The sequence below is a fragment of the Phytohabitans aurantiacus genome, assembly GCF_027923225.1.
Lineage (GTDB): Bacteria > Actinomycetota > Actinomycetes > Mycobacteriales > Micromonosporaceae > Phytohabitans > Phytohabitans aurantiacus.
In genome coordinates, this window is sequence record NZ_BSDI01000033.1 from 56,795 (window position 1) to 80,748 (window position 23,954).

Annotated in this window: 23 protein-coding genes and 1 pseudogene; 14 read left to right on the forward strand and 10 right to left on the reverse strand. The window is 71.6% G+C overall.

The window, feature by feature from the left end; genetic code table 11:
• Positions 1 to 5 precede the first annotated feature (5 nt).
• The 7 genes from QMG73_RS29230 to QMG73_RS29260 all read right to left on the reverse strand — a co-directional run bounded on the left by QMG73_RS29230 (position 6) and on the right by QMG73_RS29260 (position 8,948).
• Positions 6 to 857: an STM4011 family radical SAM protein gene (locus tag QMG73_RS29230; protein ID WP_281900990.1), complete on the reverse strand. Its 852-nt coding sequence runs from the start codon at positions 855 to 857 to the stop codon at positions 6 to 8.
• The gene (locus QMG73_RS29235; RefSeq protein WP_281900992.1) at positions 854 to 2,158 is read right to left on the reverse strand and encodes an STM4012 family radical SAM protein; all 1,305 of its coding nucleotides are present in this window, start codon (positions 2,156 to 2,158) and stop codon (positions 854 to 856) included. Before QMG73_RS29235 ends, QMG73_RS29230 begins: the two co-directional genes overlap by 4 nt.
• Positions 2,155 to 2,952, reverse strand: a complete 798-nt coding sequence (locus QMG73_RS29240; RefSeq protein WP_281900994.1) for an STM4013/SEN3800 family hydrolase — start codon at positions 2,950 to 2,952, stop codon at positions 2,155 to 2,157. Before QMG73_RS29240 ends, QMG73_RS29235 begins: the two co-directional genes overlap by 4 nt.
• Positions 2,940 to 4,046 carry an STM4014 family protein gene (locus QMG73_RS29245; protein WP_281900996.1) on the reverse strand — a complete coding sequence of 369 codons (1,107 nt, stop codon included), beginning with the start codon at positions 4,044 to 4,046 and terminating at the stop codon, positions 2,940 to 2,942. Before QMG73_RS29245 ends, QMG73_RS29240 begins: the two co-directional genes overlap by 13 nt.
• On the reverse strand, positions 4,016 to 4,936 hold the full coding sequence (locus tag QMG73_RS29250) for an STM4015 family protein (protein WP_281900998.1): 921 nt from the start codon (positions 4,934 to 4,936) through the stop codon (positions 4,016 to 4,018). The genes QMG73_RS29245 and QMG73_RS29250 overlap by 31 nt, the downstream gene beginning before the upstream one ends.
• An 84-nt stretch (positions 4,937 to 5,020) precedes the next feature.
• Positions 5,021 to 5,983 carry a threonine ammonia-lyase gene (locus QMG73_RS29255; protein ID WP_281901000.1) on the reverse strand — a complete coding sequence of 321 codons (963 nt, stop codon included), beginning with the start codon at positions 5,981 to 5,983 and terminating at the stop codon, positions 5,021 to 5,023.
• A gap of 286 nt (positions 5,984 to 6,269) precedes the next feature.
• Complete coding sequence (locus QMG73_RS29260) at positions 6,270 to 8,948, reverse strand: ATP-binding protein (RefSeq protein ID WP_281901002.1); 2,679 nt, start codon at positions 8,946 to 8,948, stop codon at positions 6,270 to 6,272.
• Positions 8,949 to 9,087: 139 nt separating this feature from the next.
• Here QMG73_RS29260 and QMG73_RS29265 point away from each other — a divergent pair, with 139 nt between their 5' ends.
• The 5 genes from QMG73_RS29265 to QMG73_RS29285 all read left to right on the forward strand — a co-directional run bounded on the left by QMG73_RS29265 (position 9,088) and on the right by QMG73_RS29285 (position 12,339).
• Entirely contained in the window at positions 9,088 to 9,729 is a 642-nt protein-coding gene (locus tag QMG73_RS29265) for a dihydrofolate reductase family protein (protein WP_281901005.1), read from the forward strand.
• Positions 9,730 to 9,743: 14 nt separating this feature from the next.
• The gene (locus QMG73_RS29270) at positions 9,744 to 10,490 is read left to right on the forward strand and encodes an AfsR/SARP family transcriptional regulator (RefSeq protein ID WP_281901007.1); all 747 of its coding nucleotides are present in this window, start codon (positions 9,744 to 9,746) and stop codon (positions 10,488 to 10,490) included.
• Entirely contained in the window at positions 10,484 to 10,801 is a 318-nt protein-coding gene (locus tag QMG73_RS29275) for a CGNR zinc finger domain-containing protein (protein ID WP_281901009.1), read from the forward strand. The genes QMG73_RS29270 and QMG73_RS29275 overlap by 7 nt, the downstream gene beginning before the upstream one ends.
• Before the next feature lie 82 nt (positions 10,802 to 10,883).
• The gene (locus QMG73_RS29280) at positions 10,884 to 11,534 is read left to right on the forward strand and encodes a TerD family protein (protein ID WP_281901010.1); all 651 of its coding nucleotides are present in this window, start codon (positions 10,884 to 10,886) and stop codon (positions 11,532 to 11,534) included.
• Positions 11,535 to 11,595: 61 nt separating this feature from the next.
• On the forward strand, positions 11,596 to 12,339 hold the full coding sequence (locus QMG73_RS29285; RefSeq protein ID WP_281901012.1) for a cellulose binding domain-containing protein: 744 nt from the start codon (positions 11,596 to 11,598) through the stop codon (positions 12,337 to 12,339).
• A gap of 25 nt (positions 12,340 to 12,364) precedes the next feature.
• Here the strand turns inward: QMG73_RS29285 and QMG73_RS29290 are convergent, their stop codons facing one another.
• Positions 12,365 to 13,288 (reverse strand): GNAT family protein, encoded by a 924-nt coding sequence (locus QMG73_RS29290; protein WP_281901014.1) that lies wholly within the window; start codon positions 13,286 to 13,288, stop codon positions 12,365 to 12,367.
• 86 nt (positions 13,289 to 13,374) lie between these two features.
• Between QMG73_RS29290 and QMG73_RS29295 the strand changes: the two are divergent.
• The 7 genes and pseudogenes from QMG73_RS29295 to QMG73_RS29325 all read left to right on the forward strand — a co-directional run.
• A pseudogene (locus QMG73_RS29295) lies at positions 13,375 to 13,560 on the forward strand (VOC family protein); the annotation flags it as partial.
• A gap of 501 nt (positions 13,561 to 14,061) precedes the next feature.
• Positions 14,062 to 14,250 carry a hypothetical protein gene (locus tag QMG73_RS29300; RefSeq protein WP_281901015.1) on the forward strand — a complete coding sequence of 63 codons (189 nt, stop codon included), beginning with the start codon at positions 14,062 to 14,064 and terminating at the stop codon, positions 14,248 to 14,250.
• Positions 14,251 to 14,391: 141 nt separating this feature from the next.
• Entirely contained in the window at positions 14,392 to 14,718 is a 327-nt protein-coding gene (locus QMG73_RS29305; RefSeq protein ID WP_281901017.1) for a transposase, read from the forward strand.
• Positions 14,719 to 14,754: 36 nt separating this feature from the next.
• Positions 14,755 to 15,486, forward strand: coding sequence for a hypothetical protein (locus QMG73_RS29310; RefSeq protein ID WP_281901020.1), 732 nt, complete (start codon positions 14,755 to 14,757; stop codon positions 15,484 to 15,486).
• A gap of 300 nt (positions 15,487 to 15,786) precedes the next feature.
• Positions 15,787 to 16,152: a transposase family protein gene (locus QMG73_RS29315; protein WP_281901023.1), complete on the forward strand. Its 366-nt coding sequence runs from the start codon at positions 15,787 to 15,789 to the stop codon at positions 16,150 to 16,152.
• A complete protein-coding gene (locus QMG73_RS29320) occupies positions 16,091 to 16,504 on the forward strand; it encodes a VOC family protein (protein WP_281901024.1) in 414 nt (137 codons plus the stop codon). Before QMG73_RS29315 ends, QMG73_RS29320 begins: the two co-directional genes overlap by 62 nt.
• Before the next feature lie 103 nt (positions 16,505 to 16,607).
• On the forward strand, positions 16,608 to 19,637 hold the full coding sequence (locus tag QMG73_RS29325; protein ID WP_281901026.1) for a BTAD domain-containing putative transcriptional regulator: 3,030 nt from the start codon (positions 16,608 to 16,610) through the stop codon (positions 19,635 to 19,637).
• Here QMG73_RS29325 and QMG73_RS29330 read toward each other — a convergent pair.
• Positions 19,616 to 20,461: a hypothetical protein gene (locus tag QMG73_RS29330; RefSeq protein WP_281901029.1), complete on the reverse strand. Its 846-nt coding sequence runs from the start codon at positions 20,459 to 20,461 to the stop codon at positions 19,616 to 19,618. The two genes, QMG73_RS29325 and QMG73_RS29330, sit on opposite strands and share 22 nt — an antisense overlap.
• A 171-nt stretch (positions 20,462 to 20,632) precedes the next feature.
• Here QMG73_RS29330 and QMG73_RS29335 point away from each other — a divergent pair, with 171 nt between their 5' ends.
• Positions 20,633 to 22,360, forward strand: coding sequence for a cellulose binding domain-containing protein (locus QMG73_RS29335; RefSeq protein ID WP_281901032.1), 1,728 nt, complete (start codon positions 20,633 to 20,635; stop codon positions 22,358 to 22,360).
• A 6-nt stretch (positions 22,361 to 22,366) separates the two neighbouring features.
• Here the strand turns inward: QMG73_RS29335 and QMG73_RS29340 are convergent, their stop codons facing one another.
• Positions 22,367 to 22,870 (reverse strand): AAA family ATPase, encoded by a 504-nt coding sequence (locus QMG73_RS29340; RefSeq protein WP_281901034.1) that lies wholly within the window; start codon positions 22,868 to 22,870, stop codon positions 22,367 to 22,369.
• Between the two features lie 123 nt (positions 22,871 to 22,993).
• Here QMG73_RS29340 and QMG73_RS29345 point away from each other — a divergent pair, with 123 nt between their 5' ends.
• Positions 22,994 to 23,869 carry an NAD(P)-dependent oxidoreductase gene (locus QMG73_RS29345; protein ID WP_281901038.1) on the forward strand — a complete coding sequence of 292 codons (876 nt, stop codon included), beginning with the start codon at positions 22,994 to 22,996 and terminating at the stop codon, positions 23,867 to 23,869.
• The last annotated feature ends 85 nt before the right edge of the window (positions 23,870 to 23,954 follow it).

Genomic DNA, 23,954 nt, shown 5'->3' on the forward strand with positions numbered 1-23,954 from the left:
AACGGTCAGGGCCAGGCGGCCGGGATGCGTTCGAGCAGGCCGTCGGCGTACACGTCGCGTAGTCGCAGTGGCTCGAGGTGCACGTAGCCGATGTGGCAGTCGCACAGTGAGTTGGTGCAGGCGCGCGGCCGCAGGGCCGCGCGCCACGTGCCGTCGTAGAGGTTGCCGATCGGCGCCGGGATGAAGTGGCAGCGGCGCACCGTGCCGTCGCCCAGTACGGAGATGGCGTCGTCGCCGGCGCGGCACGGCAGGCCGAGCGACGGGTGGGGGCGCACGCTGTCACCGAACCGCGGATCCAGGGCGGTCCACCGGCGCTCCTCCTTGCCGGTGTAGACGTGCCCCTCGGCGGCGTTGACCCACAGGTAGACCGCGGGCGGCAGCGCCTCGCGCAGGGCGACGGCCTCGTCGTAGTGCTCGGGCAGGCCGACGACACCGACCGAGTACCGGATCCCGAGCTCGTCGAGCTCTCGGCAGCGGGCCAGGAACCGGTCTCGTGTCACCTGGCCGGGATGGTAGGTGGTCCACAGTGCCGCGACCCGCGGGTCGGCCGCGGCGAGCCAGCCGGTGCGCGCCGCGAGGTTGGTCTGGATCGCGACCCGGGCCACGTGCGGCAGGTGCGACAGGCGCACGATCGCGTCGCGGTACCAGGAGCGGGTCAGGCCCTCGCCCCACGGGGTGAACAGCACCGACAGCCGCCGGTCGGTGGTCGCCTCCACCCAGCCGGTGAACCGTCGCAGGTCGGCCCGGTCGGCGCGCAGCAGGTGCGGCGGATCGACCCGTTTGGCGAACGGACAGTATGGACAGTCGTAGTTGCAGCTCGCGAGGGGGCCGCGGTACAGCACGTAGAGGTCGTTCATCGCGGGACGTAGGCTCCCATCGCCGCACGGACCTGGCCCGATACCAACCACGGGCCGATGGCGTCGGACCAGGCGAGCCCCTCGGGTGTGAGCGTGGTGCGGGTCTCGTCGAGCCAGCCGCGCTCCACCAGCTCGGCCAGCTGCGGGAAGTCGGTGTCGTGGCCGGTGCCGAACCGGGTCCGGTAGGCGTGCGCGTCGACGCCTTCGGCACGCAGCAGCGACTTGAGCAGCCATCGGCGCCGCTGCTCCACCGCGTCGAGGCGGAAGCCGATCTCCGCGTACCGGAAGTCGCCGGCGGCGCGGCTCAGGTAGTCGTCGAGCACCGCGCGGACCTGCGAGACGGCGACCGCGTAGTCTAACGAGTAGTGCAGGTCGGTGGTGTACGACCGGGCGCCGCAGCCCAGGCCGACCATGCCGTCGTCCTGGCAGCAGTACTCGGGCCCGTCCGGCACGGGAGCGTCGGCGCGGCGGAACTGCCGCATCGAGTGGCGCACGTATCCGGCCCCGGTGAGCACGTCGACCGCCTGCCGGTACAGCTCCTGCCGGTGCCGGTCCCAGTCGGCGCGGGCGTGGGCGCGCCGGCCGAGCCCGGTCAGCGGCCGCACGTAGAGCGGGTACAGGTACAGCTCCTCGGGCCGCCAGCGCAGCGCCTCGTCGAGCGACTGCTGCCAGGTCTGCGCGGTCTGCCCGTCGATGCCGTAGATGAGGTCGACGTTGAGCACCGGGATCCGCGCGTCTCTGATGGACTCCAGCGCGGCGTCCACTTCGGACCGGCGTTGTGGCCGGCCGGCGGCGCGCGCCTCCGTGTCCAGGAAGCTCTGCACCCCGATGCTGACCCGGGTGGTGCCGTGTGCGGCGAGCACGGCGAGACGGTCGGGGGTGGCGGTCGCCGGCGATGTCTCCACCGACAGCGGGACCGCGGTGGTGCCGAACGCGTCACCGACGATCGCGAACAGGCCTTCCAGCTCGGGCGCCGTCAGGTACGTCGGTGTGCCGCCGCCGATCGCCAGCCGGGCGAACGAGGCGTTTGGGCAGAGGCTGCCCCGGACGGCGGTGGCCTGCCGGCGCAGCTGGGCGAGGTACGCGGTGACCTGCTCGGCGGGCGGGTTGGCGCGGGTGAACAGGTTGCAGAAGCCGCACCGCATCTCGCAGAACGGCAGGTGCACGTATCCGAAGAGAGCGTCCTGCGGCTCGGCCGCCCACACCTCGTCGAGCGGCGGCCGGGGGTCCAGCTTCCGGTACGCGGTCTTGTGCGGGTACGCGTACAGGTAGCCCTGGTACGGCGAGTCGTCGACGTTCATGACGGCTCCAGGATGAAGTCGGCGTACGGGACGGTCCACACCGCCTCGTGGGCGACCCGGTGGCCGACGTGACCGTCTTCCCCGTACAGGGTGCCGTGATCCGAGCAGATGATCACCTGGCAGGGCCGCCCCCGCCCGGCGACCAGAGCGAACAGGCGCCCGAGCTTGCTATCCACGTACTCCAGGGCGGCGGCGTGCGTGTCCAGACCGTCTTCGGCCGCACCCGGGACGTAGTGCCTGTTGGGCTGGTGCAGGGCGGCGACGTTGACGAACGTGAACAGCGGCCGCCCCGCCGGCAGCCCGCCGATGATCGTTTCGAGGCGGTCGATCTGGGCGCCGAGGCAGTCCGGGGCGGTCACGCCGAACGACTTCTCCCAGTGCGCCTCGGCGAACAGGCCGGGCAGCACGCGGCCCAGGGGAGCGCCCGGGTTGAAGAAGCCGACACCGCCCAGGCAGACCGTGTGGTATCCGGCGGCGGCCAGCCCGGTCGGCAGGTCGGCGGCGTCGAACACGTACGTGCCCGGGCCGCTGGTCTCGCTGCCGCCGAACCGGGCGGCGAACATCCGCTCGTGCGGGCCGGGCGTCACCGGGGTCGGCAGGAAGCCGGCGAAGAACGCGTGATGCGCCGCGTAGGTGAAGCTGGCCGGGGTGTGCCGCCGCTCCCAGGCGCCACCGGGCAGGACCTTCGCCAGCCACGGGGTGCGGCCGCTCGCCAGGCACCGCACCGCCACGTCGTAGCGCAGCGTGTCGAGAGTGACGAAAAGCAGGTCGTGGCTGCCGATCAGAGCTCGCACGCCACACCCGCCCAACCGCTGGCGATCGCCGCCACCTGCGCCCCGTAGGTGTCGAGCCCATCGGCGAGCACGCCCGGCAGCAGGTCACCGAACGCGTTGACCTCCGCCACCGCGTGGTCGCGCCACCCCACCCGAAACATCAGGTCGACACCGACGTGCAGGGTGCGGGGGAAGCACTCGGCCACCCGCGCGCACGTGCGCATCGCCGCCGCCCACCGCTGATCGCCGGCCGCGGCCCGAACCGCGGCGGTGTCGCCGCGGGCGTTGCCCAGGTGCAGGTTGGTCATCGGCGACCGGCTGGTGCGGACCACCACGTGCCGCGGCTCGCCGGCGATCACGACCACCCGGAGGTCGAGGACGCGGTCGGCGAGGGCGGCCTTCGGGTACCAGCGTTCGACGTGCAACCCGTCCGGAGCCAGCCGGTCCACAATGGACCTGATCGGGGCCTCGTCGTCGTAGCGGCGTACCCGAAGGTTGTTGAAGATCCGCCCCTCGCTCAGCTCGACCGAGGTGACCGCCGTGATCCGCCGCCCCGCCACCGCGAGCGCCAGCACCCCCGACGCCGACGAGCCGTAGGCGGGCTTGACGAAGACCCGGTGCCACCCCGCCAGGTCCATCGCCGCGCGCAGCGACTCGTAACCGTGTACCGGGCCGAGGGCCGGCGGCACCGGGATGCCGGCCGCCGCCAGCACGGCGTGGCAGCGCGGCTTCGCCGTCATGGTCAGGATGTCGGCGGGCTGGTTCACCAACTCGCCGCCGCCGGCCGCGACCCGCCCGAGCGCCTCCCGCAGCCCCGCGAACGCGGCCGCCGTGCCGAGAATCTCCGCGTGCTCGGCCACCGTGGCGGGACGGCCGGTGCCCAGCTCGCGCAGCAGGCGGTCGACCTCGGCGTCTTCGCCCGGCGAATCGATCCGCACCAGCGTGCCCGGCCCGGGAACCCGCCCGGACAGCAGCACGTCGCGCCACGGATAGACCTCCGGTGCCGGCAGCCCGGCCCGCCGCGCGGCCGCGTCGAACAGCGCGATCCGCCGGTTTTCCGGGTTGCCGACGACGGCCAGGCGCACTACTCCGACACCGCGGTGTAGCGGCCCCACTCCTCCTCCTCCTGCTCGTCGGAGACATCGACCGCGACGCCCGGCAGCTCCTCGACCAGCCGCTGCGCCAGCTCGGGCGACATGAAGTGGTGGCTCAGGTCGAGCGACTTGAGGTGGGTGAGCGGCTGGCCGGCCAGCAGCGCCTCGGCGCCGGTGTCGCCGAGCACGCCCTTGGACAGGTCCAGCTCGGTGAGCCGGGCGACCACCGGCGCGGCGGCGACGGCCGCGGCGACCTCGTCGGCGATCTCGGCGTTGCACAGGCCGAGGTGGGTGAGCGCGGGCAGCGAGCGCCCGGCCAGGATTGGCGCGAGGTCGTCGGCGCGCGCGTCGCCACCGTACTGCTCGACGCCCAGCCACAGCTCCAGGTGCGTCAGGTTGGGCAGGTCGCAGGCGCCGATGGCCCGGATCACCTCGGCGGGCAGGCCGCCGGACTGCAGCACCAGCTCGCGCAGGCCCTCGTGCCGCACCGGCGTCAGCTCCAGGCCCTCCGCCCCGCGCACCCACAGGCGCTCCAGGGCCGGAAGCGCCTTCAACAGCGGGGTGATGTCGTCCTGGTGGATCCAGGAGATCTCGCACTGCTCGGAGGTCATGTCTCCGATGAACAGCGCCCGCAGCGCGCCGAGTCGCGCCGCGTTGTCGACCAGCAGGTCGACCGGGAACGGGTCCTCGTAGGCCGACCCCCACTCACCGGCGATCAGCGCGGTGGGCCCGGCCGGCCCGCAAAGCTCCAGCACCTGCGCGAACGCCGCGGCGAACTCCTCCGGTGCGGCCTCGAAGTCGTCCATGTCGATGCGCCAGGCCACCGCGGACGGGTCAGCCGTGCTCTGCCCCTCCTCCAGCTCCACGACCGGCAGGCCCGCGAATGTCGTCAGAGGTCGGTTGATGGTCACGGAACTCCCTCGGCGGTAGTCACACCTTCCAGAACAGCCGAGACAGTAGCAACGTCCACCGACACTCGCGCGCCCCCGCGGTTGTCAGGCGCCGACCCAGCGGTGGTAGGCGTCCAGGTCGACGTTGCTGCCGCAGACGATGGTGGCCACGTGGCGGCCGGCGAAGCGGTCACGGTCTTCCAGGATGGCCGCGACGCCGAGAGCCGCGGACGGTTCGACGACCAGGCCCGCGCGCTCCAGGAGCAGCCGCATGCCGGTGACGATCGAAGCCTCGTGGACCAGGACGGCGTCGTCGGCCACCTGCAGCAGGTCGTCCAGGACCTCCGGGATCGGGTACCGGCCGGCGACGCCGTCGGCGATGGTGTCGTACGAGTCCGTGGTGACGACCCGGCGCTCGTGCCAGGAGCGGGTCATCGCGGGGGCGCCGTGCGGCTGTACACAGATAACCTCGACGCCCGGCGACAGCGTCTTGAGGACGTAGCCGACGCCGGTGGCCATCGCGCCGCCGCCCAGGGCGATCAGTACGGTGTCCACAGAGGACGCGTCGCTCGCCAGCTCCAGGCCGATGGTCGCGGCGCCCTCGCAGGTCTCGATGTCGAGGCTGTCCTCGACGCGCCGGACGCCGCGCTCGTCCGCGATGTCCACGGCTCGTGCGCGGGCCATCTCGAAGTCGCCGTCGACCAGCTCCAGCTCCGCGCCCAGCGCGCGGATCCGCTCCAGCTTGGCGGCGGGTGCCCCGCGTGATGCCACCACCGTCACGTCGATGCCGCGGCGGCGACCGGACCACGCGAGTGCCTGGCCGAGGTTGCCGGCGCTGGCGCACACCGCGGCGGTGCGGCCCTGCGCGGCCAGCTCGCTGGCGACGAGCTCGGTGCCGCGGCCCTTGAAGCTGCGCACCGGGTTCGCCGTTTCCAGCTTGACGCTGACCGCACAGCCGAGCTCGCGCCCCAACGCGTCGGGCTGGTACAGCGGCGTGTCCAGGAAGATCGGGTCGATGACCTCGCGAGCGGCGCGGATCCGGTCGAGATCCAGTCGCGTCGTGACCATGATCAGCAACCTACCGCACCGTGCCAGGTCAACCGATCTGAGCTACCGCGATGCTCGTCGTGGCGCGGACCGTCGCTCCCGCGGCCTCGCCCTCCGCGTCCAGTCACGCTCAAGATCCCGACAAAATCCCCGATTTTGTCGGCTCAGACGCGCTCGGAGGCAGCAACATCCGGGATTTCGCTGTCATGCGGGCGGGTTGTGTGGACGCGGGCGGTGAGGCCGCGGGAGCAACGGATCTGGACCGCGACGGGCGTCGCGGTAGCTCGGCGTCTCTTGGAATGGTCCTCTAAGGACCGTCGGTGGTGCCGCGGAGGAGCGCGGTGGTGTAGGCGTGCTCGAAGTGGGCGCCGATGCGTTCCCACGCGTCGACCGATTCGCGCAGCGCCTCGGGATCGCGGTGGTAGCGGCCGCGGGCGCGGGCGAGGCAGGCGGCGGCCCAGCCGTTCTCGGCGGCGAGCTTGGCGGCGGTGTCGAGGTACCCGGGCGCGTCGGGGAGCCCGGCGACGACGGCGAGTTCGGCGGCGGCGGCTTGGGCGAAGACCCGGTACCGGTTCGAGGGCGCCGGGTCCGAGAACGCGTCCCGGACGATGGTGGCGGCGTCGGTGAGGTCGCCGGTGTGCACCGCCATCCGGGCGTCGGCGAACCGGGCCGACGAGGCGGTGGGTATCCGGTGGACGTTGTGCGGGCCGGCGAGGTCGCTCATCCGGTCGCGCCAGAGCCGGAACCCGTCCGGGTTGCCGCTCAGGCCGTGCGCGAGCGCGGCGCTGGCGGCCGGGAACCACAGCCGGCCGGCGACGGCGCGTCCGCTGGTCTCCCAGGCGTGCCACAGGGCGTCGGCGTGCCGCAGGGCCTCGTCGAACCGGCCGCTGAGCACCAGCGGCGGCACGAGCAGGCTGCCCAGGCCCATGGGGTCCGCGGTGATCGGGTCGGTGGCGGCGGCGCGGGCCGCCCCGATGGCCGCCGTCAGGTCGCCGACCGCGAGGGCGAGGACGGCGCGCAGGTACTGGATGGAACGGACCGTCGCGCCGGCCCGGGGGTCGTTGCGGTCCAGCCGTGCCAGCAGCGGCAGCCCCGTCAGCACCAGCTCGTGCGCCCGTCGCAGGTGGGCATGCCGCTCGTAGACGGTGACCACGGTGTCGACGGCGGCCCAGATGAGTACCGGATCGCCGGTGGCCCGCGCGGCCGCCAGCGCGTGCTCGGCCGGCGCCGGGTCCTGGCCTGGCGGTTCGGCCAGCCACGCCGCGTTGATGGCCAGGGCGGCCGCCGTGCGGGGGTTGTCGGGGCTGGCCGTCGCCGTCGCCTCGCGGTGCAGCTCGCGGAGCCGTTCGCGGGGTACCGGGATGGCGAAGGTCGCGGGATACCGGCTGTTGGTCTCGATCGCTCGGGACAGCAGCGCGGCGCGGGTATCGCCGTCACCGGCCTGCCCTGCCTTCTCGGCGGCCTCGATCAGCAGCTCGAACGCCAGGTCGGCGCGGTAGGTGGCGGCGGCGCAGTCAGCGGCGGTCGCCAGGTCGGCGGCGGCCCCGGCGGGGGTGGGCGCGTGCCGGGCGGCCTGCCGGTAGTGGTCGACCGCCTCCAGCCTGACCCGGCGGGCGTACGTGAGGTGGCCGAGGGCGCGGGCCAGCCGGTGCGCGACCTCTTCCGGGCCGGGCGGCACATCCTGCAGCGCCGCGCGCAGGTCGTCGACGGCGGCGTCGAACTCGTCCCGCCAGTCGCCGTCGAGCCGGTCCTCCAGCGCCGCGGCGACCGTCTGCGCCCAGCCCAGGTGCCGCCGCCGGATGGCCGGCTGCTCGTCGGCCGCGGCCAGCCGCTGGCGGCCGTAGGCACGGATCGTGTCCAGCAGCCGCCACCGCCCGCTCCCGGGCAGGCGCACCACCAGGCTCTTGTCCACCAGCCGGCCGAGCAGGTCGGCGACGGCCGCGGTGTCGATGGCACCGGCCACCGCCGTCGCGGCGGGCAGGTCGAACGGGCCGGCGAAGACCGCCAGCCGCCGGAACAGCGCCTGCTCGGCCTCGTCAAGCAGGTCGTGGCTCCAGTCGATGACCGCCCGCAACGAGCGGTGTCGCGGGTCGGGGTTGCGGTCGCCGGCCAGCACCCGTACGGCGTCGTCCAGGGCGGTCAGCAGGCCGTGTACGCCGAGCGCGGCCACCCGGGCGGCGGCCAGCTCGATCGCGAGCGGCATGCCGTCCAGCCGGGCGCAGATCCGGGCCAGGGTGGCCGGCTCGGCGCCGAACCGGGGATCCGCCGCCGCCGCGCGATCCCGGAAGAGCGCCACCGCCTCGCCCTCGACCGGCAACGGCTCGACCGGCACGCTCTGCTCACCCGGCAGGCGTAACCGCTCCCGGCTGGTGGTCAGCACCCGCACCGCCGGGCAGGCGGCGAGCACCCCGGCCACCAGTTCGGCCGCGCCGTCCAGGACGTGCTCGCAGCTGTCGAGTACCAGCAGGGCCGGGCGGTCGGCGAGATGCTCGGCGATCGTGTCCAGCAGCGGCTGCTGCGGTCGCTGCGCCAGGCCCAGGGCCGCCGCCACCGCCGGGCCGACGAAGGCGCCGCGTACCGGTACCAGGTCCACGAAAGCGCCCTCGTTGCCTGAGCTCGGCGCGACCTGCTCGGCCACCGCGACCGCCAGCCGGGTCTTTCCCACCCCGCCCGGACCGAGCAGCGTGACCAGCCGGCCGCGCTCCAGCGCCGCCCGGACCAGGTCCCGCTCCGCGGCCCGGCCGACGAAGCTTGTGTGCGGGCTCGGCAGCCCGACGAGCCGGCCGCCACCGGTGCGGCGGCGGCCGGCGAGCTCGGCCAGCGCCCGCCGGTCGTCGGCGCCGAGCTTGCGCAGCAGCGCCGACACGTGGTGCTCGACGGTGCGCACGGAGATGTGCAGGCGGTTGGCGATCTGCGCGTTCGACAGCCGATCGGTCAGCAGCGCGAGGACCTGCGCCTCCCGCTCGGTCACCGGTTCGGTCGTCATCGACACCCATGATCTGTGCTGCCACCCGCAACGACAAACGGCCTGCTGGGTGGCCGGGTAGGTGGTGGATGGGTGGCCGGCACCGATGTGGGCGCGCGCCGCCGGCTGGAGGCTGTGATGAGCGGGGGAAGGAGGCATCATGCGGCTGACGGTCACCACATTCGTGACGCTCGACGGGGTCGTGCAGTCCCCGTACGAACCGGACGAGGATCCGCGCGGCGGTTTCGACCTGGGCGGTTGGCTGCCCGGGTACGTCGACGGGGCGGTTGGTGGGCTCGTCGCCGAGCTCGTCGACCGGGCCGACGCGTTCCTGCTCGGCAGGCGCACGTACGACGGCATGGCGGCCCACTGGCCGTACATCACCGATCCGGCGGACCGGGTCGCGGGCGCGTTCAACCGGCTGCCCAAGTACGTCGCCACGACCAGGGACGACGAGCTGGCGTGGCCGGGAGCGCGCCGGCTCGTCGGCACGGTGGGCGCGGCCGTCGCCGACCTCAAGACCCGGCCGGGCCGCGAGCTGCAGGTACACGGAAGCGGCACGCTCGCCCGGTCGCTGATGGCCGAGGGACTGGTCGACGGCTATCACCTGCTGATCGTGCCGGTGGTTCTCGGGCACGGGCGGCGCCTGTTCGCCCGCGGGGTGCCTCCGGCCAGGTACCGGCTCATGGACAGCCGCACGTCCGGGTCCGGGGTGACGGTGCAGACGTACCAGCACGCCGGCGCGCCGGTCTTCGGGTGGGCGGCCACCACCGCTCCTCACAGCGGTCGTACCGGGGAATGAACGGGGGATGGGTCATGGAACTTCGGCTGCTCGGCCCGGTGGAGATAGTCGTCGGCCGCCAGGTGTACGGCGCGGGCCCGCTGCGGCACCGGTCGATCCTGGCGGTGCTGGCGATCGCGGCCGGCTCGCCGGTCAGCGTCGAGAGCCTGATCGACCGGGTCTGGGACGAACCGCCCGCCTATCCCCGGCGCGCGCTGCAGGTGTACATCAGCCGGATCCGGCGCGGGGAGCCCCCGGTGGACGTGGTCCGCCGGTCCGGCGGGTACCTGCTCGATCTCGATCCTGGCCAGGTGGACGTCCACCAGTTCCGGCGGCTGGCCGCGCGGGCGCGCCACCCGGACTGCCCGCCACGGGAGCGGGTCGACCTGTTGGGGCGGGCGCTCGGGCTGTGGCGCGGACTGCCGTTGCCCGACCTGGAAAGCAGGTGGGCGGGGCAGATCAGGCAGTCGTGGGTGCAGCGGTACCTGGAAACCGTGACAGCCTGGGCGCAGGCCGGCCTGCTCGCCGGCGATCCGGTGAGGGTGTTGCCCCGGCTTCGTGAGCTGACAGCTGAGCATCCGCTGGCGGAGTCGCTGGCGGCGGCGTACATGCGGGTCCTGTACGCCGCCGGCCGCCGTGCCGAGGCGCTGAGCCACTACATCACCGTCCGGCACCGGCTGGCCGACGACCTCGGCGCCGATCCCGGTACCGAGCTGCAGCGGGTCCACCGCCAGATCCTGACCGCCGACCCGCTACCGGCCCGGACCGCGACGGCGTGTTAGCTGCGATAGCGACCATCAACAGCGCCGCGGCGGTGGCGTCGCTGGTTCCCGAGCTGGGCGCCGACGGCGCGACCGCGCGATGGGCGGCTCCGGTACGGGTGACGCAGGTGCTGTCGACGCTGGCGCGAGAAATGATCGAGCTGCTGTCCGGGCCGCTGTCCGGACGGATCCGCGAGTGCGACAGCGACAACTGCCCGCTGGTGTTCGTCGACACGTCCCGCCCCGGCGCCCGGCGCTGGTGCGCGATGGAGCGTTGCGGCAACCGCCACAAGGTCCGCGCACTGCGCGCCCGCCGGGGGACCGACTCGTAACGCCGCCTCGCTGGCCGGTACGGGTGGATCGGGGTTGCCACAATGATGATTTCGATCCGGCTCGATCAAGGAGGAAACTCCGATGGCGATTGCGCTTACCCCCGGCCAGACAATGGCGCTGACGGGTGTGCGTGGCAAGCCGGCGCAGGTGCGGATGGGGCTCGGCTGGACCTCGACCAGGAGCCGGGTCGATCTGGACGCGTCCGCGCTGCTGTACTCCGCCGAAGGCAGGCTCCTCGATCAGGTGTGGTACGGCCAACTCGCCAGCAAGGACGGGTCGGTGCGGCATTCCGGCGACAACGTCACCGGCCAGGGCGAAGGCGATCTGGAGTCGATCCGGGTCGACCTCTCGCGGCTGCCCGAGGCGGTGACCACGCTCGTGTTCACCGTGAACTCGTTCACCGGACAGCGGTTCTCCAAGGTCACCGCCGCCTCCTGCCGGCTGGTCGACGAGACCTACGGCGACGAGGAGCTCGGCTCCTTCAACCTCAGCGCCTCCGGGCCGCACACCGCGCAGATCATGGCCAAGCTGTCCCGCAACGGCACGGCGTGGACGATGACCGCGATCGGCAGTCCGGCCGGCGGACAGATATACAAGGATCTGCTTTCGGCGGTGGCCGAGTATCTCGGCGTCCCGGCCGCACTCTCCACTGAGGAGCGCGAGCGGGGCCGGGCCGCCACCCTTTTCGCCGCGGCGATCGCCGCCTTGAAATCGCGTCGCCGCCCCGAGTAAAGAACATCGATACATTGGTAGACTTCGAAATAATGTTGGGGGCGGCGTAGAGGAGACCCGGATGCCGTACAGGTTCGGTGTGGTGTTGGCCGGTGCGGCCGTGGCTCTGGCCGGGCTGGCCGTCGGTGGGCTGGGCAGCGCCGGGGCGTCCTCCGCCATGCCGTCGACCACGGCCAGCCCGACGCCCACCCTGCCGCCGACCTGTCCACCGGTGCTGCCAATCACCGGCGGGGTGTCGGCGGCCACCGCGACGAGCGTGACGGTCAGCTACGCGATCGCCCTCGCCCCGCCCTGCGGCTACAACCCGCCGGTCACCGTCACCCTCTTCGCCAGCCAAGCGGACGCCCAGCAGTGGCAGAATCCGGTGGCCGAGGCGGTGTCGGGGCCGGAGCGCTTCGGCACGGTGACCATCGGCGGGCTGACTCCCGACACCGCGTACTGGTTCCGGTTCGGCGCCGACGGCCGCCAGCTTTCGTTCGTGCTGGGAACCGCACGAACAACGCCGCGGCAGGTCTGCGCCGCGACGGCCGTGATCGACCACGGCTGGAGCGGCGGCTTCGTCGCCACCGTCACGGTGCGCAACGTGAGCGGCGCGGCGCTCGACGGTTGGCGGGTCTCCTGGCGGTGGGCCGCCGACCAGCGGATCGTGTCGGCCTGGAACGCGATCGTCGAGGGCAGCGGCGCCGACGTCACGGTCAGCGGCGCTTCGTACAACCGGGCGCTGTCGCCGGGCGGCTCGACGACGTTCGGCATGCTGGTCGCGGGCGGCGTGCCACCGGGAGGTATCGCCCCGACCTGCGCCTGACCACGAGCCTCTATGACCACGAGCTTTACAGTGGACGACTGAACATCTTGCGGTTGGCGAAGTTGTGGTAGCCGGCGCGCTGGAAGGCCTTGACCATGCCGATGTTGCCGGTGTCGCAGTCGCCGCGGATCTCCGTCGCTCCGGTGGCTACAAGGATGCTGGTCCCGCGGGCGACGACGGCGGTGGCGTAGCCGTGACCGCGTCCGGTCGTGGCGATGGCGACCAGGCCGATCACCGCGGAGCTCTGCGTACGGGCGGGCAGGCTGATCGCGACAGGCCGGTTCTGCTGGTCGTAGCCGATCTCGAACCAGTCCGGTTCGTGGTCCAGCTCCAGCATGTCGGCGAGGTTGCGCTCGGCCGCGCCGCGCAGGCCGTGTTCGGCGATCTCGGCGCGGAAGATCGAATCCTTGGTGTCGGTAAAGGTGTCGGCGAGCAAGTCGACGAACGGCTCTTCGCCCAGGTCGGCGAGTGACCGCCAGTGCAGCCGGTCGTCCTGGGCGGGAAGCGGATCGCCGGTCTGCCAGAGAAACCGGCATCCGTCGCGGGTGACGGAGAAACCGTGCGCGGCGAGCAGCTGCTCGCGTCGCCGCGGGTCGCGCTGGAACTGTGGGGCCTGGCTCGGCGTGTCCAGTACGTGGCCCTGCGTTCGCGCACCGAGCGAGCGGGCCAGCTCCGCGGCGTGTGTCAGCAGGGCGGCGGCGGTCTGGTCGTCGCCCGGCTCCAGCAGCACGATGTCTTCGGGCACCGAGCGGCCGGGGATCGTCCACAACACGACGTTGCCGACGAGCTCGTTGTCCTGGTCGGCCACCAGGCACCAGGCCGGCCGGGTGCAGCCGCTGTCGAGCAGCCCGGATAGGTAGGCCGCGGTCGCGCTGTTGCGTTCGTCGTCGTTCGGGTACGCCGTCAGGGCAGGCAGTTCTTCTGGCCGGGCGGGGCGGATCGTCAGCACAGTGGGTTCCTTCGTTGGTGATCATCGGTAGCGTACGGGGGCGGGTCCGCGGAGCTGGCGAAGTACGCCCCCTTTATGGTGGTCCGATGGCGTCGATCAAGCAGTTCCAGGTCACCTTCGACTGCGCGGAACCCGAGCGTGTCGCTCGTTTCTGGTGCGAGGTGCTGGGGTACGACCTGGTGCCGGCGCAGGAGCCGGGTGCGTCGGCCGCGTGCGTCGATCCCACCGGCGTCGGGCCGCGCCTGTACTTCCAGCGCGTTCCCGAGGGGAAACGTGACGAACCAAGAACCGTTGTCGGGGTTGCCGCCACAGCGGTATGTGGGCCGGTCGCGCGGCGGCCTAGCTGATCCGGACCCGGCGATTCGCCAGCCAGGCGGACAGCCATCGCTCCTGGCCTGGACGGGCCAGGCGATCAACGTAGCGTCACTTGATCACGCTGCCGGATACCGGCCTGGCGCTCAGGCCACATACTCATGCAAGTGATCACGTTGGCGAGCTGCGCACTTGACCATGTCAGCTGGCCGATAGTGTCTTTCCAGACAGTGTTGGCTCTGGATTAACTTGTTGCCGCGATGCGACTATTTGTCGGAAATCAGCCGGTAGGCAGATAGGCCGCGAGGTCCACCCATAAGTACCAGGCGGCCGCGGCTCGATGGAGCCGAGCTTTGATGACCGCCACCGTGGCGGATTGCCGCTCGTCTGCCCTCCCAAGCGGGCCAGAATGACACCGCGGTGGATCCGATCGCTACGAGGAAGCTGCCGTCCGAGGCGATATGCACCCGATCGACCCCGGCGGTGTGGTCGGTGTCGAACTGACGAAGTTGGGTGCCGTTGGCCGGGTCCCAGATCCGCACCACCGGATCACCACCACCAAAGGGCCGGTGGCGGTGGTGGCCAGCCAGGAGCCGTCCGGCGCGATAGACACCTGCCCAACCCCGTCGGTGTGGCCGGTGTCGGACTGACGAAGTTGGGTGCCGTTACAGTAAGACCCTGGTAAATAAGGGCTCCCGGCGTCGGGTGCCCGGAGCTGAAATCGATGTCGGCGCCTCCGGGTCCGGCGCGGCGGCGTGACATAAGGAAGGTGTCGTCGCTCACGCGATTACTTGAGCGCTGACATACGCGCCTGCTTTCCGGGTATTCGCCTCACCTGGGCCGACACAGGCTACGCCGGCAAGCTCGTGACCTGGGCCGCCGCGCACCTGCACCTCACCGTGCAGATCGTCGCCAAACTCGCCGGACAGAGCACCTTCGTCGTGCTGCACCGCAGATGGGTCGTCGAGCGCACGTTCTCATGGATCAACCGCTGCCGACGCACCGTCCGCGACTACGAACGCCGACCCGAGCACCACGCCGCGATGGTCCAATGGGCCATGATCATCATCATGACCCGCCGCCTCGCCCGCCTTGAGGGACGCCGATCGCGAAAATGAGTGTGCGGCTGCGCGGTATCAGTGGATCATGGGCGTATGACCGGTCAGCTGACGATCAGTACCTTGACCTTGCAGCACAAGATTCCGCCGGGCGGCGACTGGGGAGCAGCGCCGGATTCCTGGGCCGAGGTGAGGCCTCTGATCGACGGCGTAGACGTCCTGAAGGAGGTCCACCCGGAAGGGTTCGCACCAAGTTGCCGACACTGGACGGGGCCGGCGGAGACCTGGCCGCTGGCGGTCACGGAGGAACCCCGCAGGGTCATGATCACCGAGCCGGACTGCCACCCTGGCTGCTGCGGCGCCCTGTACGTCACCATGCGCCGCGAGGGCGATCAGGTGATCTGGGAGGACTGGAAAAACACCAGCAACGTCACCAAAATCCCGGCGGACGTCCGCTTTGATCTCTCCCAGTACGAGGCTGAACTCGCGCGGGCCGCTGCGGACCGCAGTTGGGAAGAGCCGGTGGACACCGTTGCCCGACTCCTTGGGCAGACCCTTGCGGACAGCGGCTGGTTCGAGCGCTGGGGCTGCATCCTCGACGGTGTCTGGCCACGACGCGAGAACCCCGACCTCCCCGAGGAATTCGCCAGCCCCGAGGGGGTAGATGTCTATTTCCACCAGGTCCGGGAATCGGGTACGGGTACGGACGACTACGGGTACGAGTTGATCTTCACCCCCGACCTGTCCATCGAGGAGCAGGTGCGGCGGCTCGCGGACCACATTCTGGCGGACGATCCGCGGAAGACCGCCGAGTCTTGGGGACGCTGACCCTCTGTGTCAAGATCATGTGAGGCAGGTTTAGATCTTGAAGCTTCGGCACTCCTGCCGAGCCGCTTCCGCCTGTACAGCAGAGTGAATCCGTACTGTGCGTCTGAACTGCGGAGCAGTCGCCTGGTTTGTCGGCGCTCACGTAATTCGGTTCTGGCACAACAAACGTGGGCGCGGCATGGAGGGCGCTCGAGAGGGCGCAGGTCTCTGTCTATGATGGAGTTTGAACGGTGGCTGTTCGCTTGGAGGCGTTGAGCAGCAACGCTTTACCTGGAGAGCGCTGGTCGGGATCATGTCGCGGTGCAAGATCAGCAACCGGTCGGCGTGTTGCCGCGTCACCTCCGTCAGGTCCGCGTCGAGCGGGTCGAGGACTGGCCCGACGGGGTCCATATCCATGCCAAGATCGACACCGACGAAGCGGCCTGCCCCGCCTGCCAGGCAACCTCGAGGTCGGTGCGTGAGCGATACCAGCGGCGGCTGGCGGACACCCCGCTGGGGGCCACACCGGTGTGGATCCTGTTGCAGGTACGGCGGTTCAACTGCCTGAACACGGCCTGTTCGAAGCGGACCTTCGCCGAACAGGTGCCCGATCTGACCGTGCCGCGTGGCCGACGGAGGCAGCCGCGCGCCGCGTTCCCCTCTCTGGCAGAGGTGCCGCATCGCTGAGTTTGTCGAGACGGCGGCTCGGGTACCCCCGGCAAACACCACACCGGGCACCGCCCGACCATCCGCACCTGCCGGTGACAACGTGCCACCTTTGGCGGTCGAAGGGCCGCGTCTGCCTCCGCGTTTGCTCCCGCGTCTCGAAGAGGGCAAGGTGGTGAAGAACCGGGTGCATCTCGACGTACGGGTCGGCACCGGGCTCGTGGGCGACGAGCGGGTGGCCGTGCTGGAGGCCGAATGCGCCCGGCTGATCCCGCTCGGCGCGTCGCGCCTGCACCTCCTGCAAGCCGATGAGGACAACGAGTCGTGCCTGCTGATGCAGGACGTCGAGGGCAACGAGTTCTGTCTGGACTGAGCGGGGCGGGCGCCATCCGAGGCGGAAAGAGTCGGGAATCGGATACATGCCGATGCATGCGTGGGAGGCGTGAGCGACTCTTCTGCATGTGGGAGTGCGTTGCATGCTCGTGGTGGCGGCCGCCGGATACGGCAAGTCCACCGCGCTACGTGTCCGGCTGTCCGGCACCTCGGCCGCGTGGCTCGCGGCGCCCGCCAACGTTTCCGCGCTGATCCAGGGCGGGCTCGGCGAGCTGGCGCGGCGGCACGGGGCGGGCTGGCTGGTCCTGGAGGAGCTGCCGCGGCTGCCGGCCGACCTGGCGGGTGCGTTGCTGACCGCCGTGACGGCGCTGCCGGAGACGGTGCGGGTCGCGCTGACCTCGCGCTGGCCGGTGGCGGCACCGACGGCCCGCTGGCGGGCGCGCGGCGACCTCACCACGCTGGGCCCGCGCGATCTGGCCCTGACCGAGGAGCAGGTCAGGCACGTCCTGGCCCAGGAACATGGGGTCGACGACCCGGCACTGTCCGCCGGGGTGTTCCGGGCCACGGCGGGTTGGCCGGTCCTGGTACGCCTGGCCGGCGAGTCGCTCGACCGTCCCGTCCCGCCCGACGGGGCCCTGACGGACGTCATCGCGGGACCGGGCACGCCGCTGGGGGCGTACATCGTCGAGGAGGTGCTCAGCCCGCTCCCGCCGGAGGTGGTGCGGCTCGTCGGTGACGTCGGTGGCTTCGCGCCCCTCACCGCGGGGCTGTGTGAGCGACTCGGTCATCCCGGCGCGGAAGGGATGCTGACCCTCCTGACGCAGATCGGTGTGCTCCAGCCCGAACGCGCCGCGATCGTCCCGGTGGTGGGCGCCGTGGCGGGCGGACATGCCGCTCCCGCCCGCGAATCGGCCCGGGGCGCGGCGATCTGGTACCAGCGGCACGGGCCGCCGCTGGCCGCCGCGCGGGCGTTCAGCCTCGCGGGCGACGACGAGGCGTGCGCGCGGGAACTGGTGGCGGGTGGACGCGACATCCTGGCATCCGGCGAGGCGTCCGCCGCGGCGGAGCTGATCCGGGTGTTGCCGCACGGCGGGCAGGACCCGGCGCTGCGGCTGCTGCTCGGCGAGTCGCTGTTCCACTCCGGAGACCTCGCCGGTGCGGTCGCCGTCTATCAGGCGCTGGCCGACGAGGCCGACGCCCGCGGCGAACCGCTGGATCCGGCCCTGGCCTGGCGGCTCGGCCAGGCGCATCACCTGCGCGGCGAGCCGCGGAAGGCGCTGGCCGTGTTGACGCGCGACACCGACGAGCGGCCGGAAGCCGGCGACACGGCGGGCGATGAGGCGATCCGCTCGGCGTGGACCGCGAGCGCGTACATCGCCCTCGGTGAGGTGGACAACGGCCTGACGCACGCCGCGCGGGCCAGAGCGCTGGCGGCCGGCGCCGCGGACGCCAGGGCGCTCGCGGCCGCTCACGTGGCCAGTGCCCTCTGCAGCCTGCGGGCCGGTGATCCGGCCGGCTGCGACGAACACTTCGCCAAGGCGCTGCGCTGCGCCGAGCGGGCCGGTGACACCGGCCAGGTCGCCCGCATCCTGCTCAACCAGACACACACCCTGCTGGCACAGGCGCGCTATCCCGCCGCGCTGGACACCGCCCGGCGGGCCGTCCGCTCGGCCGAGGCCGCCGGGTTCGCGGGCGCGCTCGTCGGCGCGCAGCACAACGAGGCCGAGGCGCTGGCCCGGCTCGGCCGGCACGAGGAGAGCATCGAGCGGTACGAGCATCTCGTCTCCTGGTACCGGCGCATGGGTTCCCGGCGGGTCGCGCTGGCCCTGGTCGGCCTGGCGGAGGTGCACCGCGTGCGCGGCGCCAGCCAGCAGGCCCTCGCCTGCTACGAGGAGGCCCAGCGGACCGCACAGGCGGAAGGCGACTGGCAGGCGCTGATCCCGGCGCTGGCCGGCATCGCCCGGGTCCTCGCCCCCGACGATCCGGCCGCCGCGGCGCGGTACGCCGAGCAGGCGGTGCGGCAGGCCCCGCCGGCCGTGACGATCCAGGCGCTGCTGGCCAAGGGCTGGGTGGCGGTGGCGCGCGGTGACCTGGCCGGTGCCGCCACCTGCGCGGAAACGGCGGCGCAGACCGCGCGGACCCGCCGGGAACGTGCCCTGCTCGCCGAGACGCTCGAGCTCCAGGCGGCCAGTGACCCGTCCGCCGCGGCTCGCCGCCGCGCGGCGCTGACCGAGGCGTACGAGATCTGGCGCGCCGGCCACGCGACCTGCGACGCCGATCGGGTACTGCTGGCCCTCGGCCAACTGCCCGACGCCGGCACCGTCGACCGTCTCCACGCGACACTCGCCGCCGAACGCCTGAGCCGCTCCCGCGTCGGCGCCTCGCTCCCGCTGCCCGCCTCGTCGCAGGCGGTACTTGTCCGTGCCCTGGGACGCTTCGAGGTCTACCTCGACGGGCAGCCCATCCCCAGCTCGGCGTGGCAGTCCCGTAAGGCCCGCGACCTGCTCCGCATCCTGGTGGCCCGGCACGGTCGGCCGGTACCCAGGGCCGAGCTGGCCGAGCTGCTGTGGCCCGACGACGACCCGGACCGCACCGGCCACCGCCTCTCGGTCCTGCTCTCCATCGTCCGCACGGTGCTGAATCCGCGCCGTGCCCCCGCGCCGGCCGACCAGATCATCGTGGCCGACCAGGGTTGCGTGGCGCTCGACCGCGGGCAGCTCCGGGTCGACGTCTACGACTTCCTCGCCGACGTGGCCCACGCCGTGCGCCTGCGCGAGCAGGGCTCGCCGGCCGAAGCCCACGCGATCCTCACCGCGGCGGTGCGCTCCTACGGCGGCGACCCGTTCGAGGACGACCCGTACGCGGAGTGGTGTGGGCCGCTGCGCGAGGAGGCCCGCGCCGCGTACCAGCGGGCGGTGCGCGCGCTGGCCCGGTGGAGCCGCGCTGCCGGCGACACCGAGCAGGCCATCTGCCATCTGCTGCGCCTGCTCGACCTGGACCAGTACGACGAGCGGGCGCACCGGGACCTCGTGGAGACGCTGGTGGGGGAGGGCCGGCACGGGGAGGCGAGGCGCGCCTATCACCGCTACGCCGCGAGCATGCGCGAGATAGCGGTACCCGGGCCGGACCCCACGATCCTGCGTCCCCGATCTCAGGTGGAGCAGATCGCGTAGGACGTGACGCTCCAGTCCTCCGCTACCCGCCCGTGCGCGTGGGCGCCGGCCTGACTCCTGGTCAGCGCGAGGCTCGACGGTGTCATCGCCGCCAGGATCACGTCGCCGTGGCCGCCGGAGATCTCCGCGCCGACGCCGTGCACGTGGGCGAGGCCCGGACAGGCTTCGGTGGTCACCGCCTTCGCGGCGGCCGGGCCCGTCGCCGACCGGGCGGTCAGCAGCCGCATGTGCGCGGCCGGCTTCGCGCAAGCGGCGTACGCGACCAGGTTCCAGTCGCCGGTGTACCCGCCGTGCGCGTCCGCTTTCACGGTGACCCTCGACAGCGCGTCGTCCGGCCGCACCGCGCTCGGGAACACCTGCCCGTCCGCGCCCGGCAGCTCGTATCCGGTGCCGTACAGCTTCGTGCCGGCCGGGCAGTACACGGTCGCGGACTTCGCGGCCGTCGTCCCGCTCCCGGTGGCCCACGTGATCACGACGTCCTCCTCCTCGGGGCCGCAGACGGCGGTCGCCGTCACCGACCAGTTGCCCGAGTACGCCGTCACCTCGTAGGCCATCACCGTCACCGTGGTCCGGCCCAGGATCACGTCGGACAACACCACATGGCCGGCCCCGTCCGTGATGGTCCCGCCTCCACTGAGGACGATCTGGCCCGCCGGGCAGCCCGCCGTGTCGAACTTGGGCGAGCCGGAGTTGTACGTGCTCGTCGACGAGGTGCCGACCGGGACCGGAACAGCCCGCGCCGGGGCCGCCGCGCCCAGCGGCACGCCACTCACGACCACACCCAGAGCTACCGCCGCGGTGCCGAGCCTTCTGTGTACCCGCATTGCTTCTCCTCCTCGAACCCGCCGCTGTCGGACGGCGGCCCTGAGGCCAGCTTCGGCGGCCACGTCACGGTCGCGTCAGGGTTCGCTCACGGATTGATGTTCGTTGATTATCTGGGAGCGCTTCCGTAACATGCTCGACACAGCTGGGCGCTCACCATCAGGAGTAGTTCCATGACGAGACTCAAGGTCAAGGCCGCCCTGGTGTCGGCCGGCGTCACGCTCTTGGCATCCGCCGCGGTCGCCGTGGCGCTGCCCGCCTCCGCGGCCGCGGGCTGTTCGGTGAACTACGCGATCTCGTCGCAGTGGCAGGGCGGGTTCGGTGCGAACGTCACCATCACCAACCTCGGTGATCCGCTGACGAGTTGGACGCTGACCTGGTCGTACGGGGCTGGGCAGACCGTGACGCAGGCGTGGAACGCGACGGTGTCGCAGAGCGGTGCCGCGGTCACCGCGAGGAATGTCAGCTACAACGGCAACGTCGCCACCAATGGCACGGCGTCGTTCGGCTTCAACGGTTCGTGGACCGGCAGCAACCCGGTGCCCACCAGCTTCGCGGTCAACGGGGTGGCTTGCACCGGCAGCCCGGTGCCGACGACCCCGGCCACCACGCCGCCGACCACGCCACCCACGACCCCGCCCACGACCGGCCCGACCACGCCGCCGCCCACCGGGGCCGCGGACATCACGGTGAACGCCGCCACCCGGTACCAGACGATCGACGGGTACGGGGCCGCGACGGCGATCTGGGGCGGCAACTGGTCGACGGCCGAGACGCAGACGCTGGTCGGGATGGGCGCCAACCAGTTCGGACTGTCCATTGTGCGCACCGGCATCTCACCGGTCTCCAGCGAGTGGTCCACGCACGTGAACGCGTTGAAGACGGCGAAGTCGTACGGGTCCAACGTGAAGATCCTCGGCTCGCCGTGGACGGCACCGGCGGAGTGGAAGACGAACAACAGCCGGATCAACGGTGGAAAGCTGCGCACCGACTACTACGACGACTACGCGAACCATCTCAACAGCTACGTCCAGTACATGCGCGGTCAGGGCGTGACCATCGACGTCACCTCGGTGCAGAACGAGCCGGACTGGCACCCGGCCTACGACTCGATGGACTGGAGCGGCACCGAGCTGCGCGACTTCGTCCGCGACCAGGGCGCGAAGGTGCTGAACACCAAGCTGATGCTTCCCGAGACGGTGCATCTGAAGACCAGCTTCGCCGATCCGACCCTGAACGACGCGACCGCCCGAAACAACATCGGCTACATCGGCACTCACCTGTACAGCCCCGAGGACGCTGGCGCGCTGTCGGCGTACCCGCTGGCCGCACAGCACAACAAGCCCGTGTGGATGACGGAGTGGAACCACCACGAGGCCGACGGCGGCGGCTCCAACATCTGGGGCGACCCCGCCAACCAGGCGGTCTGGGACGAGACGCTCGACGACATCATGCGCACCGTGCACCGGGCGATGGAGGCGAACTGGAGCGCGTACGTCTGGTGGTACGGCAAGCGGTTCTACTCGTTCATCGGTGACGGTGAGTCGGCGTACGGCACGACCGCGGGTGCTCCGCTCAAGCGCGGGTACGCGTTCTCGCAGTACTCCAAGTACGTGCGCCCCGGGTACCAGCGGGTCGCCCTGACGAAGAGCTCCAAGGCGTCGCCGCTGGAGGTGACCGCCTACCAGGGCGGCGGCAAGGTCACGCTGGTGATCCTCAACCGGTCGAACAGCGCGGTCAACAACGCCATCGTCCAGGCGCCGCAGAACGCCACCCGGGCCGAGCACTTCCTCACCTCGCGCACCGCCAACGCGGCCAGCCAGCCGGTGGGCCTCAACGGCGGGCAGGCCACCGTCAACATCCCCGCGCGCAGCATCTCGACGGTCGTGTTCACGCTCTAAGGACCGTCAGGTCGGTCGCCCGTCCACGATGACGACTTCCTCGCCCTCGTGGACGGGCTCCTCAAAGCCCTCCAGGTAGCGGTCGAGCAGCGCGTCGGTGATGGGAAACGCCGCGTTGGCGTCGAAGCGCTCGGCGCGTGTGTGCAGTCGCTGCCGCAGCACAGCCGGGTCGGCCTTCAGGTAGACGAGGCGCCACCGGCCACCCGCCTGCTCGATCAGCTCCTTGTATGCCTGCCGCGTCGACCGTTGCCAGAAGCTGGAGTCGATGACGACATCGCGGCGCTGCGCGATCAGTGCGAGCATCCGCTCCCGCACCGCGCGCCTGGCGACCTCGGTGTGCTCGTCGTACCGGGCGGGCTCGTAGTCGATGCCGTAGCGACCGAAGCGGCGCCAGATCTCCTCGTCGACCGACAGGCGAACGTAGCCTTCGGTCTCGAGGCTCTGGGCGTACGTCGTCTTGCCCGAGCCGGCCAGCCCGCACAGCATGACCACTTCCGACCGCTCCGCCATTCGCCGCCTCCCACCTACTTACCAAAAAGTCAGTACCGAACTAAATAGTCGGTACTGGTCAACCCTACCGGTAGCGCTGAGGATCGTTGCTGAACCTGACAGCGAAACCGTGGGGGCACGACGATGACAACGAACGACGACAACCGCGTGAGCGTTCTGGGGCTCGGCGCGATGGGCAGCGCCCTCGCCTCGGCGCTCGTGCGCGCCGGATACCACACCACCGTGTGGAACCGGTCGGCGGCGAGGGCGGACGCCCTTGTCGCACAGGGCACCGCCGCGGCGCGGACGGCCGGTGACGCGGTCCGGGCGAGCCGGGTCGTGGTCGCCTGCCTACTGGACGGCGCCTCGGTGCACGAGGTCCTCGACCCGCTGGCCGGTGATCTGGCGGGCCGGACGCTCGTCAACGTGACGACCACGACGCCGGCGGAGGCGCGAGAACTGGCCGACTGGGCCGCGGCCGCCGGCATCGAGTACCTGGACGGCGGCATCATGGCCGTGCCGGCGATGATCGGCCAACCCGGTTCGTCCATTCTCTACAGTGGTTCTCGGGAAGCCTTCGACCGGTACAAGGCGATTCTCGACCTGTGGGGGGCGAGCGAGTACTTCGGCGACGACGCCGGATTGGCGTCGCTGTACGACCTGGCGCTGCTCGCGAGCATGTACGTCATGTTCGCCGGCTTCATGCACGGCGCCGCCATGGTGGCGCCCGCCGGAGTCAGCGCGCGCGAGTTCGCCGGGCGGGCCGCGCCGTGGCTGACCGCCATGACGGGTGGGTTCGACGGCTTCGGGGCGATCGTCGACGGCGGTGACTACAGCGTCGAAGGGCAGCAGAGCCTGGAGTTCTCAGACCTGAGTCACATCATCGCCACCAGCGCTGAGCAGGGAATCAGCACGGAGGTGATCGGCATGGTGCAGCGCCTCATCCAGCGCCAGATCGACAACGGTCACGGCAAGGAGGGCTTCGCCCGCATCATCGAGAGCATCAAGGCTCCCGGCTAAGCGCGGAGCGCGTGTCCGGTCGCCGACACTTGCTTGCCCGGTGGTGCACGCTGCGGACAGCCTGAGTCCGAATAGGACCTTTGCG